At 37.3% G+C, this 16354-nt stretch carries 13 protein-coding genes; 12 read left to right on the top strand and 1 reads right to left on the bottom strand.

The window, feature by feature from the left end; translation table 11 throughout:
• Positions 1-19: 19 nt before the first annotated feature.
• The 12 genes from IGL93_RS04900 (at position 20) to IGL93_RS04955 (ending at position 15732) form a co-directional block, all read left to right on the top strand.
• Positions 20-1510 (top strand): helix-turn-helix domain-containing protein, encoded by a 1491-nt coding sequence (locus tag IGL93_RS04900; RefSeq protein ID WP_010775763.1) that lies wholly within the window; start codon positions 20-22, stop codon positions 1508-1510.
• The gene (locus tag IGL93_RS04905) at positions 1461-2135 is read left to right on the top strand and encodes an AP endonuclease (protein WP_016630267.1); all 675 of its coding nucleotides are present in this window, start codon (positions 1461-1463) and stop codon (positions 2133-2135) included. Before IGL93_RS04900 ends, IGL93_RS04905 begins: the two co-directional genes overlap by 50 nt.
• Positions 2136-2392: 257 nt before the next feature.
• A complete protein-coding gene (locus IGL93_RS04910; RefSeq protein WP_016617220.1) occupies positions 2393-3283 on the top strand; it encodes a metallophosphoesterase in 891 nt (296 codons plus the stop codon).
• 291 nt (positions 3284-3574) lie between these two features.
• A complete protein-coding gene (locus tag IGL93_RS04915; protein WP_002382199.1) occupies positions 3575-4486 on the top strand; it encodes an ABC transporter permease in 912 nt (303 codons plus the stop codon).
• A 14-nt stretch (positions 4487-4500) separates the two neighbouring features.
• Complete coding sequence (locus IGL93_RS04920; RefSeq protein WP_002357901.1) at positions 4501-5382, top strand: carbohydrate ABC transporter permease; 882 nt, start codon at positions 4501-4503, stop codon at positions 5380-5382.
• Positions 5383-5399: 17 nt separating this feature from the next.
• Positions 5400-6998 (top strand): ABC transporter substrate-binding protein, encoded by a 1599-nt coding sequence (locus IGL93_RS04925; protein WP_010775765.1) that lies wholly within the window; start codon positions 5400-5402, stop codon positions 6996-6998.
• A gap of 56 nt (positions 6999-7054) precedes the next feature.
• Positions 7055-7648: a DUF624 domain-containing protein gene (locus IGL93_RS04930; RefSeq protein ID WP_010713489.1), complete on the top strand. Its 594-nt coding sequence runs from the start codon at positions 7055-7057 to the stop codon at positions 7646-7648.
• Complete coding sequence (locus IGL93_RS04935; RefSeq protein WP_002382200.1) at positions 7641-8558, top strand: acetylxylan esterase; 918 nt, start codon at positions 7641-7643, stop codon at positions 8556-8558. Before IGL93_RS04930 ends, IGL93_RS04935 begins: the two co-directional genes overlap by 8 nt.
• Positions 8539-9303 carry an endonuclease/exonuclease/phosphatase family protein gene (locus tag IGL93_RS04940; RefSeq protein WP_002377753.1) on the top strand — a complete coding sequence of 255 codons (765 nt, stop codon included), beginning with the start codon at positions 8539-8541 and terminating at the stop codon, positions 9301-9303. The genes IGL93_RS04935 and IGL93_RS04940 overlap by 20 nt, the downstream gene beginning before the upstream one ends.
• A 4-nt stretch (positions 9304-9307) precedes the next feature.
• A complete protein-coding gene (locus IGL93_RS04945) occupies positions 9308-11458 on the top strand; it encodes a glycoside hydrolase family 3 N-terminal domain-containing protein (RefSeq protein WP_010715114.1) in 2151 nt (716 codons plus the stop codon).
• 17 nt (positions 11459-11475) lie between these two features.
• A complete protein-coding gene (locus IGL93_RS04950; RefSeq protein WP_010775766.1) occupies positions 11476-14751 on the top strand; it encodes a GH36-type glycosyl hydrolase domain-containing protein in 3276 nt (1091 codons plus the stop codon).
• A 15-nt stretch (positions 14752-14766) separates the two neighbouring features.
• Entirely contained in the window at positions 14767-15732 is a 966-nt protein-coding gene (locus tag IGL93_RS04955) for a LacI family DNA-binding transcriptional regulator (RefSeq protein ID WP_002363772.1), read from the top strand.
• A gap of 32 nt (positions 15733-15764) precedes the next feature.
• Here IGL93_RS04955 and IGL93_RS04960 read toward each other — a convergent pair whose 3' ends face one another.
• Complete coding sequence (locus tag IGL93_RS04960; protein ID WP_002384665.1) at positions 15765-16295, bottom strand: DUF5067 domain-containing protein; 531 nt, start codon at positions 16293-16295, stop codon at positions 15765-15767.
• Positions 16296-16354: the final 59 nt, after the last annotated feature.

Below are 16354 nucleotides of genomic sequence, written 5' to 3' on the forward strand. Positions count from 1 at the left end.
ATAGTTTGGAGTTGAAAATGTGACTACTTTGTTAGATGAATTATTAGACCAAGAATTCCGAGATAAATTACTTATTTATCAAACTTTTATGAATAGTGAAGGTCCATTATTAAAAGAAGAATTTTATGGATATTTTGATTTATCCACTCAAAAGTTAGAATCGTTGTGCCGTCAAATAAATTATGAATGTACACAGATTTCTTCAAGGAGTCAAATTCTTTTTCCAGCTAAAGGACTGATTAGTGCGCAAAAATTATCGCAAATTGATTATCAAGCCTTAAGAAAATATTATTTTGATCAATCACTAATGGCCAAGTTGCTTCTTGATGTGGGCCTCTATCAAAAGCACACGATTCAAGAATTTTCTCAAATTCATTTTATGAGCAAAAGCAAAATTTATGCCTTCTCGTATAAACTAAATCTGATTTTAGCTAATTGGCGTATTAAATTAAAGTCAACAGGCTTGGTTGGAGAAGAGAAAAATATCCGAAGTTTTTGTTTTCAATGCTTGTATTATTTTTATGGAAGTAATCAAGAAAGGCTGCCTAACATTTTGATGGAAAATAGTCCTGGCATTAAACGATTTATAAACGATCTACAATTGATGTATCAAAGAACGTTTAGTCTTAATCAAAGCGCACAACTATTTATTCTTTTAACGATCCAACGTTTTCGTGTATTTTCTGATCATGTAGTGGACTCTTTTACGGAAGTTCATGTGCCTAGCTGTTTACAGCATGCGTTTGAAAAAATTTATACAAGCGAAACCCCTCTTTTTAAAGAGGATTTTGGCAAAGAGACTTCATATATTTTTCTTTTTTTAAGTTTAAATGAATACATTGATAGTCCGATTGTTTTTCCAGATAAGTTAACCATGTTAGACGAATTTATTGATCATATGAATAGTGTTATTCCTTTCTTTGAAAAGCGAATTACGGTGGAAACAAAAGAAAAATTAAAGTTGATTTGTTATCGCTGGGACCGCCTATACTTTTCAGTGGCTGCATTTATTCCCGCCAAGCAGAGCAGTTTCTTTGAAGAGCGGTTTCCTCAAATTCATCGCGCCTTAGATGGTTTTATACAAAAGACAGAGTCGCTGCATCAAAAACGATTTTTAATGTATGAACGCGTGCATCTATATTATGATTTTATGTTTTGTTTGTTAAATGATCGTTCTTTTTGCGCAATTGAAAAAACGATTCATGTATTTGTTGATTTTTCTGGTGGGGAGGATTATAACCGCTTTATTGCAAAAATTATTGCTTCTTTCAATTATATGGATGTCATGATTGATCACAAATTAACCTTAGAAACCGATTTGTATTTGTCCGATTTTTATAGTTCGAAAGTACGGTGTCGTCAATTGACATGGCGTCATTTGCCGGAAACAAAAGATTGGCAAGTATTTGCTGAGGTGGTCAGAGAACTAAGAAAGGGAGAGACTCAGAAAAATGAGCACTATGAGAGAGACCCAATCGAGATGTGGCGAGAACAAGAATACGAAGGATAGTCAATTGAGACAAGCAGGTAACTATAAAGATTTAACTGGCCAAAAGTTTGGTGAGTTGACAGTAGTAGCACCAACGGCAAAAAGAAAAGAAGGGCTAATTGTTTGGGCCTGTCGCTGTTCTTGTGGGAGCTATACAGAAGCTTCAAGAAGACAACTAATTCGTGGGTATCGAACCAAATGTGCGCACCATCGCTATCAAACAATGTTGAAAAAAAACTATCATGAATTAGTCGTGGTACGGATCGAAAGTATTCAACAGACAATGAAAGCGTATTGTCTGTGTTCGTGCGGACAATCTTGCTGGGTTCGCTGTGAAAATTTGTTGAATGGCCATACCAAAAGTTGCGGTCATCGTAAAAAGAAGGATTACCGACAAAGAGTTGCTGGTGTAATTCCAGGGAAGTTGCAAAGTAAACGACCCAAAAATAATAGCAGCGGACACAAAGGAGTGAGCCAGACCGCTTCTGGGAAATGGCTGGCTTATATCTCTTTGAAAGGCAAGCGTCATAACTTAGGTATCTTTACGAAAAAAAGTGAAGCAATTTTAGCAAGAAAATTAGCAGAACGTCGTCTATTTCAACCAATTTTACAACAAGAAATAGTGACTACAAATAAGGAAGTTTAGCAACAGAGAGGATGCGAAAGATGTTAGCAGGCTTATTTTCAGTAACTGGAATGATTTTATTGGGGATTTTATTTTGCTTAATTGGTTATCAAACGTTTCGAAAACATCATCATTAAGAGAAGAATGTTCTAGCTAGATAATTTCATCGACAGATGAAATTATCTAGCTTTTTTTATAAAAAAGCTAAGAAAAGGATAAGAGATTGTGGAAATTCTTTAGGTTGTTTAACAAAGCCTTAATTTCCTTTGTTTTAGATTGTGGTTAAGAAGATTTTTCTCTATACTAAGTCTTCGGAAATCAGAGAAAAGAAAGGAGCGAGTGATGTGGTTAAAAAAATTGGTTTAAGTATAATGCTCTTATTTTTTTTCTTAATTATCGCACTCCCAATCTATGCGTGGAAGATTGAGCCGAATTTAGTTCACGTTAATCAGGTGACTTTGGGAAAGAAAAATCAACGAGAACCATTGAATGTTGTGCAACTTTCGGATATACAAGTTTCAGAATTTTATGAAACGAAGCGGTTAGATAAAGTCATAAAAAAAGTCAATCGTGAAAAACCAGATATTATCGTTTTTACAGGTGATTTATTTGACAATTATGCCAAAAATCCGCAACAAAAAGAACCGATGATTGAAAAATTAAAACAGTTGCAAGCGACAATTGGAAAATATGCAGTTTGGGGAAATCATGATTACGGTGGCGGTGCTTCTGCGGTGTATGATGAAGTCATGGAGGCCAGTGGCTTTACCGTTATGAAAAACCAAGGAGAAACAGTAACCTTAGCAGATGGACGCCGTCTTTTTATTGGTGGTTTAGATGACTCGTTATTAGGAAATCCTTCCGTTTCAGAAACATTATCCTATCGAGAAACGTATGACTATGCGTTATTAATGACCCATGAACCAGATGTCGCGGATGCATTTGTTGGTACGGGTACACAGTTAGTTTTAGCAGGACATAGCCATGGCGGACAAATTTGGATTCCTTTTTATCCAATCACAAATGTTTTAGCAGAAAAGTATACCAGAGGATTGTATCAGTTGGACCAAGAAACGCAACTATATGTTAATACAGGCTTAGGGACGACCGCCATTCATGCCCGTTTTGGGGTGATCCCTGAAATTACACATTTTACTATCTATATTTAAAAAGTCTGGTCAATCCGACCAGACTTTTTTCTGTTATTTAACAGAATTATTTTTAAGAAAAAGGTGTTCATATTTTGGTGAAACGTTTCTATAAAATGCTTTAAAATATCTAGAAAAGAGTATTTTTATGGAAAAAGAATCAGGGAAAATAATTTCTTTATAAATGGTCTATAGCGCTTTTTAATGCTGTTATTTTTAAATAAAACCGTAATGTAAGGGTTTACAACTGTTTGAAGTGAATGTATAATCTGTTTGTAGAAACGTTTCACTAAAAAGAAAGGAACCCTGCTTATGAAAAAACTAAAAAAGTTTTATGATCAGCGGCAATTGCATTGGATGGTACTTCCGGGTGTAGCATTCATGATTGTCTTTAACTACATTCCAATTTATGGAATTATCATTGCTTTTAAAAATTATACGATTGTTGATACGGTTTCTTCTGCACCATGGGTTGGACTTGAAAATTTTCGAATCATTATGGAAGATAGTTTTTTTTGGGAAGCAGTTCGTAATACCTTAGCGATTAGTTTAATGAAACTTTTTTTAGGATTCGCTATTCCGATTATCTTAGCGGTAATGATTTTTGAAATGAGAGATGGACATTTAAAAAAAGTGATTCAGACAATTTCTTATATTCCGCACTTTTTTTCTTGGATCGTTTTAGGCGGGATGTTGATTTCGTGGCTTTCAACAAATGGCTTTATCAACCAAGTCATGATGTCGTTAGGCTTAATGAATCAGGGCGTCAATCATTTGTTAGATCCTGATAAGTATTGGTGGATTGCTGTTCTTTCTGATTTGTGGAAAGAAGTAGGTTGGGGCACGATTCTCTATCTTGCTGGTATGTCTCGCATTGATCCAACGTTTTATGAAGCCGCGAGAATTGATGGTGCTTCAAAATTAACACAAATCCGAACGATTACTTTGCCCTTATTAGCGCCGATTATTTCGTTGAACTTAATTCTAAATGTTAGCGGTTTATTGGGATCGAACTTAGATCAAACGTTGGTTTTAATGAATGCTCAAAACCAAAACAAATCAGAAGTAATTAATTCATTTGTTTATCGTATGGGGCTAACGCAAGGGGACTTTTCTTATGCGACGGCAGTTGGTTTAGGGATTTCTGTTATTTCAATTGTTTTATTAGTCATTACAGATCGCATTACTAGAAAAATGAACAATGGTCGGTCGGTTATTTTATAAAGGAGGCAACAGCTGTGATTAAAAGAAAATCAAAAGAAAACAAATGGTTTTACTTTTTCAATACGTTAATTCTTGTGTTGTTTTCTTTATTAATTATCGTGCCAATTTGGAATATTTTAGTTTCCTCAGTTTCGTCAAGTTCGGGTTTAGCCGGTAAAGGCTTGGTTTTATGGCCGAAAGGATTTACGCTAGAAAATTATCGGAAAGTTTTTTCGGATAGTAGCATTCCGCGAGCGTTTTTGATTTCTGTTTTAAAAACAGTCATCGGTGCGTCGACGCATACGCTGTTCTGTGCAATTGTTGCTTATGGACTTAGTAAATCTAGACTAGTCGGGCGTAATATTTATACAACGATGGGTGTCATTACAATGTACTTTGGTGGGGGCATGATTCCCACGTATCTTTTGATTAAGTCATTAGGACTCTTAGATACCTTCTGGGTATATATCATTCCAGCTTTATTTAGCTATTATGATGTAGTTATCTTAATGAACTTTTTCCGAGAAATTCCACCATCTTTAGAAGAATCCGCCAAAATAGACGGCGCCAGTGAGTTTCAAATTTTTTATAAAATCTTTTTACCTTTAACAAAACCGGCATTAGCCACCATTATTTTATTTAATGGGGTTGGTCAATGGAATGACTTTATGACCACGAAATTATACATTACCAAAGAATATTTGTATCCATTGCAGATGAAAATTTATGAAATTATTGTTCAATCAAACTTGAGTACCATGACAGAGAGCGGCAGTACAGATATGGTGGTGCAGGCAACGACACGTGGTGTTCAGCTGGCAACAATTGTCATTACAACGATACCAATTTTAATCATTTATCCATTACTACAAAAACACTTTATCGGCGGTATGATGGCCGGTGCAGTAAAAGAATAAAGAAAGTAGGGAACAATATGAAAAAAGTTTTAGGCGGTTTATTGGTGGCAACGGCGGTCGTTAGTTTAGCGGCATGTAGCGGTGGGGAAAAGAAAGCTAGCTCAGATGTCTCAATTAAGGATCGGTATGAATTAGATGAAAAGACGCCTGCTTGGAAGTTAGATAAGAAGAAAGAACCGACCAAGATTAAATGGTATATTAACTCAGATTGGACGGCATTGCCTTTTGGAAAAGATGTGACCACTGCGCAGATTAAAAAAGATTTAAATGTGGATATTGAATTTATTTCCGGCGATGATTCAAAATTAAATGCCATGATTTCAAGTGGAGATATGCCTGATATTGTGACATTAACTGAAAAAACTGGACAAGCAGCATTGAAAGCAGATTCTTGGGCCTATTCTTTAAACGATTTAGCTAAAAAATATGACCCCTATTTAATGAAAGTTGTTAACCAAGATACGTTTAAATGGTATGCCTTAGAGGATGGAAAAACATATGGTTACCCTAATTACTCTAATACAAAAGCGGATTATGAAAGTGGAAATATCCCAGTAAATGATAATTTTGTTATTCGTGAAGATGTCTATAATGCGTTAGGCAAGCCAGACGTTTCAACACCAGAAAATTTTGAAAAAGTCATGCAACAGATTAAAGAAAAATATCCTGAGATGACCCCAATGGGCTTCACCACAGTGGGCGATGGTGCAGGACCATTTTTAGACAAATTACAAGACTTCTTAGGTGTTCCTTTAGAGGATAAAAATGGTAAATACTATGATCGAAATTTAGATAAAGAATACTTAGAATGGTTAAAAACATTTAATGATGTTTACCGAGCAGGCAATATTAGTGATGATAGCTTCACAGATGATGGGGCGACGTTTGATGAAAAAGTGAAACAAGGAAATTATGCAACCATGCTCGTTGCTGGAACCAGCGGTCAAGGTGGGAACTTCACAGAATTTATGAAAAAATCTGGCACACGTTATATAGCCATTGATGGACCAAGTAGCACTTCTGGCCGAAAACCAACATTAAATCAAACTGGCATTTCAGGTTGGTTAAGTAATTACATTACGAAAGATGCGAAAGATCCAGCGAAAGTCACTCAACTATTCACATATTTAATTGATGAACCGGGACAAATTTTAACAAAATATGGCGTTGAAGGAGTTACTTATGCGTACAATGATAAAGGAAAAATTGATTATTTACCAGAAGTGAAAAAATTAGAACAAACAGACAATGATGCCTACAACAAAAAATATGGCATTAGTCGTTTCCTATACTTTAACAATGACCGTGTTAATAAACTAAAAGTGCCAATGGAAAGTGCTTTAACGCAAATGCAAGAATGGGGCAAAGGAAAATTAGTCCCACATTTCGTAATTGAAAATATTAATCCAGATGCAGGAACGCCGGAAGCTCGGGCGAATGAAGCGATTGAAACCAAACTAAATACAACCGTTATTTCAATGATTCGTGCGAAAGATGATAAAGCCTTTGACAAATCTTTAGAAGACTACAAAGCATTCTTAAAATCAAATAAATGGGATGCAATTGAAAAAATAAAATCTGAGAAAATGGCAGAAAACAGAGACAAACTTAAGTAAGAGAGGAGGAGAGAAAAGCGGATAAAGCAACGAGAAATCCGCTTTTCTCTTTTAATATGAATAAGCTATTTGCATATGAAGGTTGGTATTATCGGATTTTTTCTTTTATTGCCAACTTGATCATTATTAATTTTCTCTTTTTAATTACCTGTATAACAGGCATCTTTAGCGGTGTCGGCTTAATTGCGTTGTATCGAACGATCTATCGTTTGTATCGTGAAAAAGATATTCCTGTTTTACGAACGTTTTGGACAGCGTTAAAAAATAATATCATGCGAGGTTTTATTTTAACAGGTGTCTTGTTCGTTGCTTTTTTACTGGGCGGTATTGTCGTAACAAGTTTATTTAAAATAGCCACTAGTTTAGGTTTCTTAGCTATTTTTCTATTAAGTTTTGTTGCATTATTTTTGACGAGTTTTCTTTTTCTCTTTTCCGTTTTTAATTGGTCCGTTAAAAAGACACTAAGTGAGACGGTTTATGTGGTCTTAAGTAATAGTGCCAATGCGATTATTTTGTTTATTTTACCTCTTTTAACGTTTGTTTTTTTCTATAAGCTTAATTTGTTTTTATATATTGCGTTAGGATTCGGGACAACGGCTTTTCTTCAAGTTGCGTTTTTTCAGAAAGTGTTAGGTGTGGAACATGAATGAGTATTTTGAGTTTTGGCAAAAGACCAAGGAAGAACTTCAAAAAATACCGCTAGATATCCATCGGCGGGTCATTGACTATCCATTGGAAAATGTTCAAGTGGAACAGGTCGACTTTTTAAGTTTCCTAGGTGAGCGCATCTTTGGCTATTTGTTACTTCCTAAAACGGCGGGGAAACAGCCAATAGTGATTGACTGTTTAGGCTATATGAATCATATTCAAGAACCTTGGCAATTTGCTCATTGGACACAAATTGGTTGTGCTTGTTTTGTCATTGATAATCGAGGTCAAGGGGGATTAACCAAAGATCGTGTGCCATATCAAACAATTTGGCATGAAGCACCAATGGGACGAGGATTTCTAGACAAAGAAGATTGGTACCAACGCCGCTTGTTTGCCGACCATTTACGTAGCGTAGAAGTGGTGCGGACCTTTACTGAAATTAATCAGGACCAAATCATTCTTCGTGGTGGTTCCCAAGGGGGTGGCGTAGTGTTAATGGTGAACAGTTTAGTCGACTTCCCGATTTTAGCTACTTTTGCAGATGTTCCAAGTCATTCTTGTTTAGAAAATAGAGTAGCAGAAGGAACGGGTTCGTATCAAATTATTCATCAGTACTTACAAGAGCATCCTCAAGCGCATGAAAAAATTGCCGCAGTTCTTCCTTATTTTGATAGTCGTCACTTTGTTTCGCAAATTAAAAATCCAGTCTTTGCTTCTGTTGGGAGTCACGATCCGATATGTCCGATGAAAGATTTTTTCCCTTCTTATCATCAGATAAAGGCAAGAAAAGCAGTCAGAGTATATTGGAAAAAAGGTCATGGTGGCGGTGAAACAACCCAGATCCGTCGTGAAATGCGTCAAATTCAACAACTATTGCAGGAGGTTAAAAATGAAAATAGCTACGTATAATGTCCGGGTAGATACAGAGTATGACCAAGATTGGCAATGGTCTTTTCGTAAAGAGGCTGTTTGTCAGTTAATCAATTTTCATGATTGGAGCCTTTGTTGTATTCAAGAAGTACGACCGAATCAAGTCAGGGATTTAAAGGCGTATACAACATTCACCTGTCTTTCTGCGGAAAGAGAAGGGGATGGTCAAGGAGAAGGACTAGCGATTCTCTATAACGAACAAAAAGTTCAGGCTATTGATACAGGGTATTTTTGGTTATCTGAAACACCTCAGCAGCCAAGTATCCATCCTGAAGCTGGCTGTCCAAGAATTGCTTTGTGGGGACTATTTAAGGAAACGACTCAAAATACGCCTTTTTTAGTCATCAATGTTCATTTGGATCATATTTCAGCTCATGCTCGTTTAGCAGGAATGACCGTTATCTTAGAGGAGTTACATGACAAAATTGCACAGTATCCAACTTTATTAATGGGCGATTTTAATGCAGAGTCGGGGGAAGCGGTGCATCAACTTGTTCAAAAAAAATTTCAAGATAGCAAAAATTTAGCTACTCATTATGGCCCAAGAGGAACATTTCAAAATTTTACTTACACAAAACCTTGGGCGGAATTAGAAGAAATTGATTATATTTATGTAAAAGGTTGGCAAGTACAGCAAACCGCAAGTTTAACAGATAGTATCGATGGACGTTTTCCCTCCGACCATTTTCCTTTAGAAGCAGAAGTATGTATTGAAGAAAGGTGAGAGTATGAAAGAAAATCAACTGATTCAATTAGTCGAAGAAATGACAATTGATGAGAAAATTAATCAATTATTACAATTAGCAGCAGCGTTTTATTCAGATAAAGCAGAAGAAAAGACCGGCCCTATGTCAGAGCTAGGACTAAGTCAAGAAACGATTGATACGGCGGGGACAACACTAGGTGTTTCCGGTGCAAACGAAGCAAAACGTGTTCAAAAAGAATATATGCAAAATCATCGATTAAATATTCCAACACTTTTAATGGCGGATATTATTCATGGTTTCAGAACCATCTTTCCGATTCCTTTGGCTTTAGGAAGCACTTGGGATGAAGCAGCGGTTGAAAAAATGGCGGAGATTTCAGCAAAAGAAGCTGCTGTTTCAGGATTACATGTAACCTTTTCACCAATGGTTGATTTAGTGCGCGATCCACGTTGGGGACGTGTCATGGAGTCAACAGGTGAAGATCCATTACTCAACAGCCGCTTAGCTGCTGCAATGGTTAGAGGTTACCAAGGAGAAAATTTAAAAGAGGACAATTGGCGAGTAGCCGCGTGCGTGAAGCACTTTGCGGCATATGGTGGTGCCTTAGCTGGTCGGGATTATAATACGGTAGATATGTCTGAACGGCAGCTAAGAGAAATGTATTTACCTGGCTATAAAGCTGGATTAGATGCGGGTGCAAAACTTGTCATGACGTCCTTTAATACAGTGGATGGGATTCCTGCTACAGGCAACCAATGGCTGTTTAGAGACGTATTACGAAATGAATTTGGCTTTGAAGGGGTTGTGATTTCAGACTGGGGAGCGATTAAAGAATTAATTCCTCATGGCGTTGCCAAAGATGAAAAACAAGCGGCAGAATTGGCTATCAAAGCTGGTGTAGATATTGAAATGATGACCACGTGTTATCCAGATTATTTAAAAGAATTACTTGAAGAAGGCCGGATTGCTGAAACACTTATTGATGAAGCAGTTATGCGAATTTTAAAACTAAAAAATGAGCTAGGCTTATTTGAAAATCCCTATCGTGGTGCGGATGAACAAGCGGAAGCAGAAGTGATTTTAAGCAAAGAACATCGAGAAATAGCTAAAAAGATTGCTCAAAAATCAATGGTTCTTTTAAAAAATGAAAATATTTTGCCTTTTACACCGCAAGAAAAAATCGCGCTTGTCGGCCCAGGGGCCCAATCACAAGATATTTTAGGGGCTTGGTCATGGCAAGGAAAGAAAGAAGAAGCCATTTCCCTCATGGCTGGGGCCAAAAAATTAACCACAAATCTTCTAGTTGCCCAAGAACCCTTTGATTACTTTGAACCGACCGCGGCGGCCATTGAAGAGGCTCTAACGTTAGCTAGTCAAGCAGATAAAGTAGTAGTGGCACTAGGCGAAACAGATTGGATGAGTGGGGAAGCTGCCAGTCGCAGTGATATTCGTCTACCCGAAAAACAATTAGCAGTAGTGGCACAAATTATTGAGAAAAATCCCAATGTTGTTGTCACGGTCTACAGTGGCCGGCCCTTAGATTTACAAGGGATAGATGTTGCAAAAGGAATTGTGCAAGCTTGGCAACCTGGAACAGAAGGGGGCAATGCGCTAGCAGAAATTTTGTGGGGACAGTACAATCCAAGTGGTCGTTTAAGTATGTCGTTTCCAGAAACGGTTGGTCAAGTGCCAATTTTTTACAATGTCGACAATACTGGGCGTCCTTATGAGTCAGCACCAGAAGAAAAATATGTTTCTAAATATTTAGATGTCTCTAATTACGCTAAATATCCCTTTGGATTTGGCTTAAGTTATAGTCATTTCTCTTATCAACCAATTCAACTAAGTGCATTAACATTTACCAAAGAACAACCAATCACGGTCTCTGTTTTAGTAAGAAATGACAGTCCAATCGCTGGAGAGGAAACCGTGCAATTTTATGTACGTGATTTGGTGGGACAAGTGGTTCGCCCAATTAAAGAGTTAAAAGATTTCCAAAAAGTTTGGCTGGAACCAAAGGAAGAAAAAGAAGTTCAGTTTCTTCTTTCAGAGGATATGGTGCGCTATGTTCATTCAGATAATCAGGTAACCAGTGATGCAGGTGAATTTATCGTAATGATTGGTGGAAATAGTCGCGATGTACAAACCGCAACAGTCACGTTAAATGAATAAGATGGGAAGGATAAGTTATGCAGATAAAGAAGCTTAAGCAAGCAGACACAGTTGCTACATTTCTAGAGACAGGTGATTTAAAAGAATTGAATAGCTGTGGCATGATGATTAATCAATTAGAAGGTAATCCTTTAGACGGCAGTATGAACCAACTCTATTTGCGGATAATTACAGGGGACACAATTAATTATCGACCAATGATTGGTTCCAACAGTCAAAGTGAGTTTTATCTTTCAGATAATCAATTGACATGGCGGGGTGAATTTGAAGCGGTTCGTTACCAAGTTGACTTTCGTTTGGGGCCAAGCAATCAATGGTTCTGGCGGGTTAATGTCACTGGAACTGGCTTAGTAGATATTGTTTATGGTCAAGATATTGGCTTAGCGACAAAAGGAGCCGTTCAGTCAAATGAAGCGTATGTGTCGCAGTATCTTGATCATCACATTTGGCAAGAGGGCGAAGAGCTTGTTGTTTTATCAAGACAAAATCAACCGCAAAATGAGAAGTTTCCAGCCCTTATTCAAGGGAGTTTTCAAAAATTAGTAGGCTACTCAACGGACGGCTATCAATTTTTCGGACGTTCATTTAAACAAACAAACACACCAGAAGCATTGGGGAAAAGATATTTAGCAAATGAAGTCTATCAATATGAATTTGCTTACACCGCTTTACAAACGGAAGCCGTCCAATTAACGAATGAAAGTAAGGAATTTGTTTTTTATGGTGCGGTAACAGAAACACATCCGCAAGCATTAGCTGAACCTTTTTTATCGAAAGAAGACTTACAAGCTATTTATGAAACTGTGACATTCGATTCATTAGAAGAAACACAGGACTTTCCTCCGAAACTTTTAGGAGAACCTATCACAGGAAATCCATTAACAGAAGAAGAGTTGTCTGCACTTTATCCCATTCAGACACAAATTGAAAAAGTAGCAGGTCAGACGTATTCCTTTTTCACGGAAAATTACCATCATGTTGTTCTTCAAGAAAAAGAAATTGCCATGGAAAGAGCGCATGGCCACATTTTATTAAGTGGTAAAGGCTTAACGGTTGATGAACCTTTGCTTAGTACGACAGTGTATATGTATGGCATTTTCAATTCACAAGTAGTTTTAGGAAATACGACCATGAACAAATTAATGAGTAATAGCCGAAACGCTTTAAACGTTATGAAACGCTCTGGTCAACGAATCTACATTTTAGAGAATGGCTTATGGCGCTTACTAACAATGCCTTCTGCTTTTGAAATGGGGTTGAACTCTGCTACTTGGTATTATAAGTTGCCAAAGGATACAATTCGTGTACGCACCTTCACTTCGCCTGATTCAAGAGTGATTCAATTGGAAGTGACCAGTCAAAAGGATGCATATATGTGGGCTGTTTCTAACCATTTGTTATTAGGACCGGAAGAAGTACCAACCTATCAATTAGAACAAACTGGCAAAACGCTTCGAGTGACGGGAAATCATTCTGCTACAGAAAATTATTACCCAGAACTAACCTATACATTGACAGTTGATAAATCATTTCAAGTAACCGATAGCACATTATTTGGTGGAGCTGAAGCGGACTTATTAGTCTTGGCAATCGAAAAGACCCAAAAATTTTCACTACTTATTACGGGCAGTATAGAGGACCAAGCATTAGTTAATACACCATTAGATTTTGAAAAAGCAGAAAGTCAATATTTAGCATTCATTAATGGCTTGTTGCATCATTTTGAGTTAACACACACAGACTCAAGTGTGCAGCAAATGAATCAATTAACTCGTTGGTATACTCATAATATGCTCGTTCATTATTTGTCGCCACATGGCTTAGAACAGTATGGTGGAGCAGCTTGGGGCACACGAGATGTGTCGCAAGGACCGACAGAATTTTTCTTTGCGACGCAACAGCCTAAGATCGTGGCCTCCATTATTCAGCATCTATTTGAAAATCAATTTGAGGACGATGGCAACTGGCCGCAATGGTTTATGTTTGACCGATACGAAGAACAAAAAGCCAGTGAAAGCCATGGCGATATTATCGTCTGGCCATTGAAAGTAGTGACTGATTATTTGGAACAAACCGCAGATTATTCAATCTTAGCTACGGAAATCCCTTATACAAGTCGCAAAGATAATCACAAAACAAAAGAAACAGCATCTTTATTTGAACATTTGAAAAAAGAAATAAATTATATTGAACAACATTTTTTACCAGAAACTTTTCTATCCTGTTACGGTGACGGCGATTGGGATGACACGTTACAACCTTATGATAATCGTCTTAAAGAGCAAATGGCTAGTAGTTGGACCGTTGCCTTAACGTATCAAGTGTTGAAAAAATTTGCGGCTTTAATTACGGAAATCGATGCTACTTATAGTCAGCACTTAACAATTTTAGTCGCAGGAATAAAGAACGATTTTCAAAAATATATGTTGGCGGATGAAACGATTCCAGGGTTTATTTATATGGAAACGCCAGAAACTTTTGAACAAATGATTCACCCAAATGACCAAAAAACAGGGATTCAATATCGATTATTGCCAATGACTCGTAGTATGTTAGCTGAATTATTAACACCGGAACAAGTAAGTCATCATTTAGAAATTATTGAAAAAGAATTAACGTTTCCTGATGGCGTGCGTTTAATGAACAAACCAGCGAACTATCGAGGCGGTGTGAGCACTAATTTTAAACGAGCAGAACAGGCGGCTAATTTTGGTCGCGAAATTGGTTTACAGTATGTTCATGCGCACATTCGCTATACAGAAGCGATGGCGAAAATTGGTCAGCGAGACAAAACCTGGCAAGCATTAATGCAAATCAATCCAGTTCAATTAAAAGAAGTGGTTCACAATGCAGAGTTACGCCAAGCCAATGCCTATTTTAGTAGTTCCGATGGCGATTTTAAAACAAGGTATGAATCACAAGAAAATTTTGGTAAACTAAAAGATGGAAGTATTGGGGTAAAAGGTGGCTGGCGAATTTATTCAAGCGGGCCGGGAATTTATTTAAATCAATTAATTACAGCTGTTTTAGGGATTCGGCAAAAGGCCCAAAGTGTAGTTTTTGATCCCATGTTACCAGAAAAATTGTCTGGTTTAACACTAACTTACCAATTGTTTGATAAACCTGTCACATATAAATTTTATCCAAATCAGTCAGCGAAAATAGTTATCGATGGTCAAGAGGTTCCGTTTAAGTTTGAAGAAAACCCTTATCGAGAAGGGGGAATGGAAGTTCAAAAAGACGAGGTGCTTTCATTATTAAATGAAGCAAGTGTTATTGAAATTTACCATTAGAAAGGAGAGTAGTCCATGGTAGGAATTAAAGATATTGCAAAAAAAGCAGGCGTATCAATCTCGACCGTTTCTTACGCATTGAATGGTAGTTCAAAGGTAACTGAAGAAACACGAACGCGCATCCAAGCAATTGCTGAAGAGCTAAACTATGTTCCTAACATGGCCGCTCGCACATTAAAACGTCGTCAAACCAATATTATTGGTGTCTATTTGGCCGATTATGGCGGTAGTTTTTATGGTGAATTGTTGGAGGGAATTAAGAAAGGCTTAGCACTGTTTGATTATGAGATGATTGTCTGCAGCGGTAAAAAGTCACATCTTTTCATTCCTGAAAAAATGGTGGATGGGGCAATTATTTTAGATTGGACATTTCCAACAAAAGAAATTGAAAAGTTTGCTGAACGAGGCCATTCAATCGTTGTCCTTGATCGAACCACTGAGCATAGGAATATTCGGCAAGTTCTCTTGGATAATCGTGGCGGTGCCACGCAGGCAATTGAGCAATTTGTCAATGTGGGTTCAAAAAAAGTTCTTCTGCTTTCTGGACCAGAAAAAGGTTATGATAGCCAAGAAAGATTGGCTGTTAGTACACGAGAATTAACTCGTTTTGGGATACCTTATGAAATTATCCAAGGCGATTTTACCGAACCTTCTGGCTATGCGGCTGCTAAAAAAATTTTGAGTCAACCACAGACAGAACCAGTCGATGTTTTTGCTTTTAATGATGAAATGGCGATCGGTGTCTATAAATATGTTGCAGAAACAAATTACCAAATGGGGAAAGACATTCGGATTATTGGTTTTGATAATTCTGAACTAGGTGCGTTTGTGCAACCGCGATTAGCAACAATTGCCTATTCTAAACATCGATGGGGCATGGTGGCTGCAGAGAAAATTATTCATTTAATGCGGGGAGAAGCTGCTGAGAGCGAACACATTTACACACGTTTTATAGAAGGAGAATCTTTTCCGTCTGAATAATAAATAAAAAGTTTGGTCCAATGCTAGCTAAGCTAGCGGACCAAACTTTTTTCTGTAATGGTAATTTCTTCTGATGCAATGGGTTCATCCAGACTGAGAAGGCGATCTCTAAATTTAAAATGGACCGGCTTGTTCTCATTAATAAATTCATACGGGTAAGCACCTTGGATTGTTTCACCAGGATTGATTTCATCTGCTAAACGATCTAATTTGTCTTGGAAAGGTGAATCTGTTAAGACTGCATATTGTAAATTTTGGGCTTTTCCGTGGACAGTTTGACTAACTTCCATAAAACTTTGAATCATTAGCTGAATATTTTGTGTTTTTTCGGTTGTATTGGTTAATTCAAACAGGACATAAAACATTGGTTTGCCTTGATAATCTTTTCCTTTATGCAAGGCAGTTAAGGCTAAACGACCATCTGGAACCAACAATGTTCGATTTTCATACGTCCCAATACTTGTCGCCAACACTTCATCAGGTGCGGGCGCACTTTGACTTGCTGGGCTGCCACTTACAGTTGAACAAGCACTTAATAAGGTACTTAGAACGAGTAAGCTCATTAAAATGTAGGGTTTCCTCATATAAAGTCCTCACTTTGGTTGATTGACTATGTAAAAAA

It is taken from the genome of Enterococcus sp. DIV1328a (assembly GCF_050536905.1).
Classification (GTDB): domain Bacteria; phylum Bacillota; class Bacilli; order Lactobacillales; family Enterococcaceae; genus Enterococcus; species Enterococcus faecalis.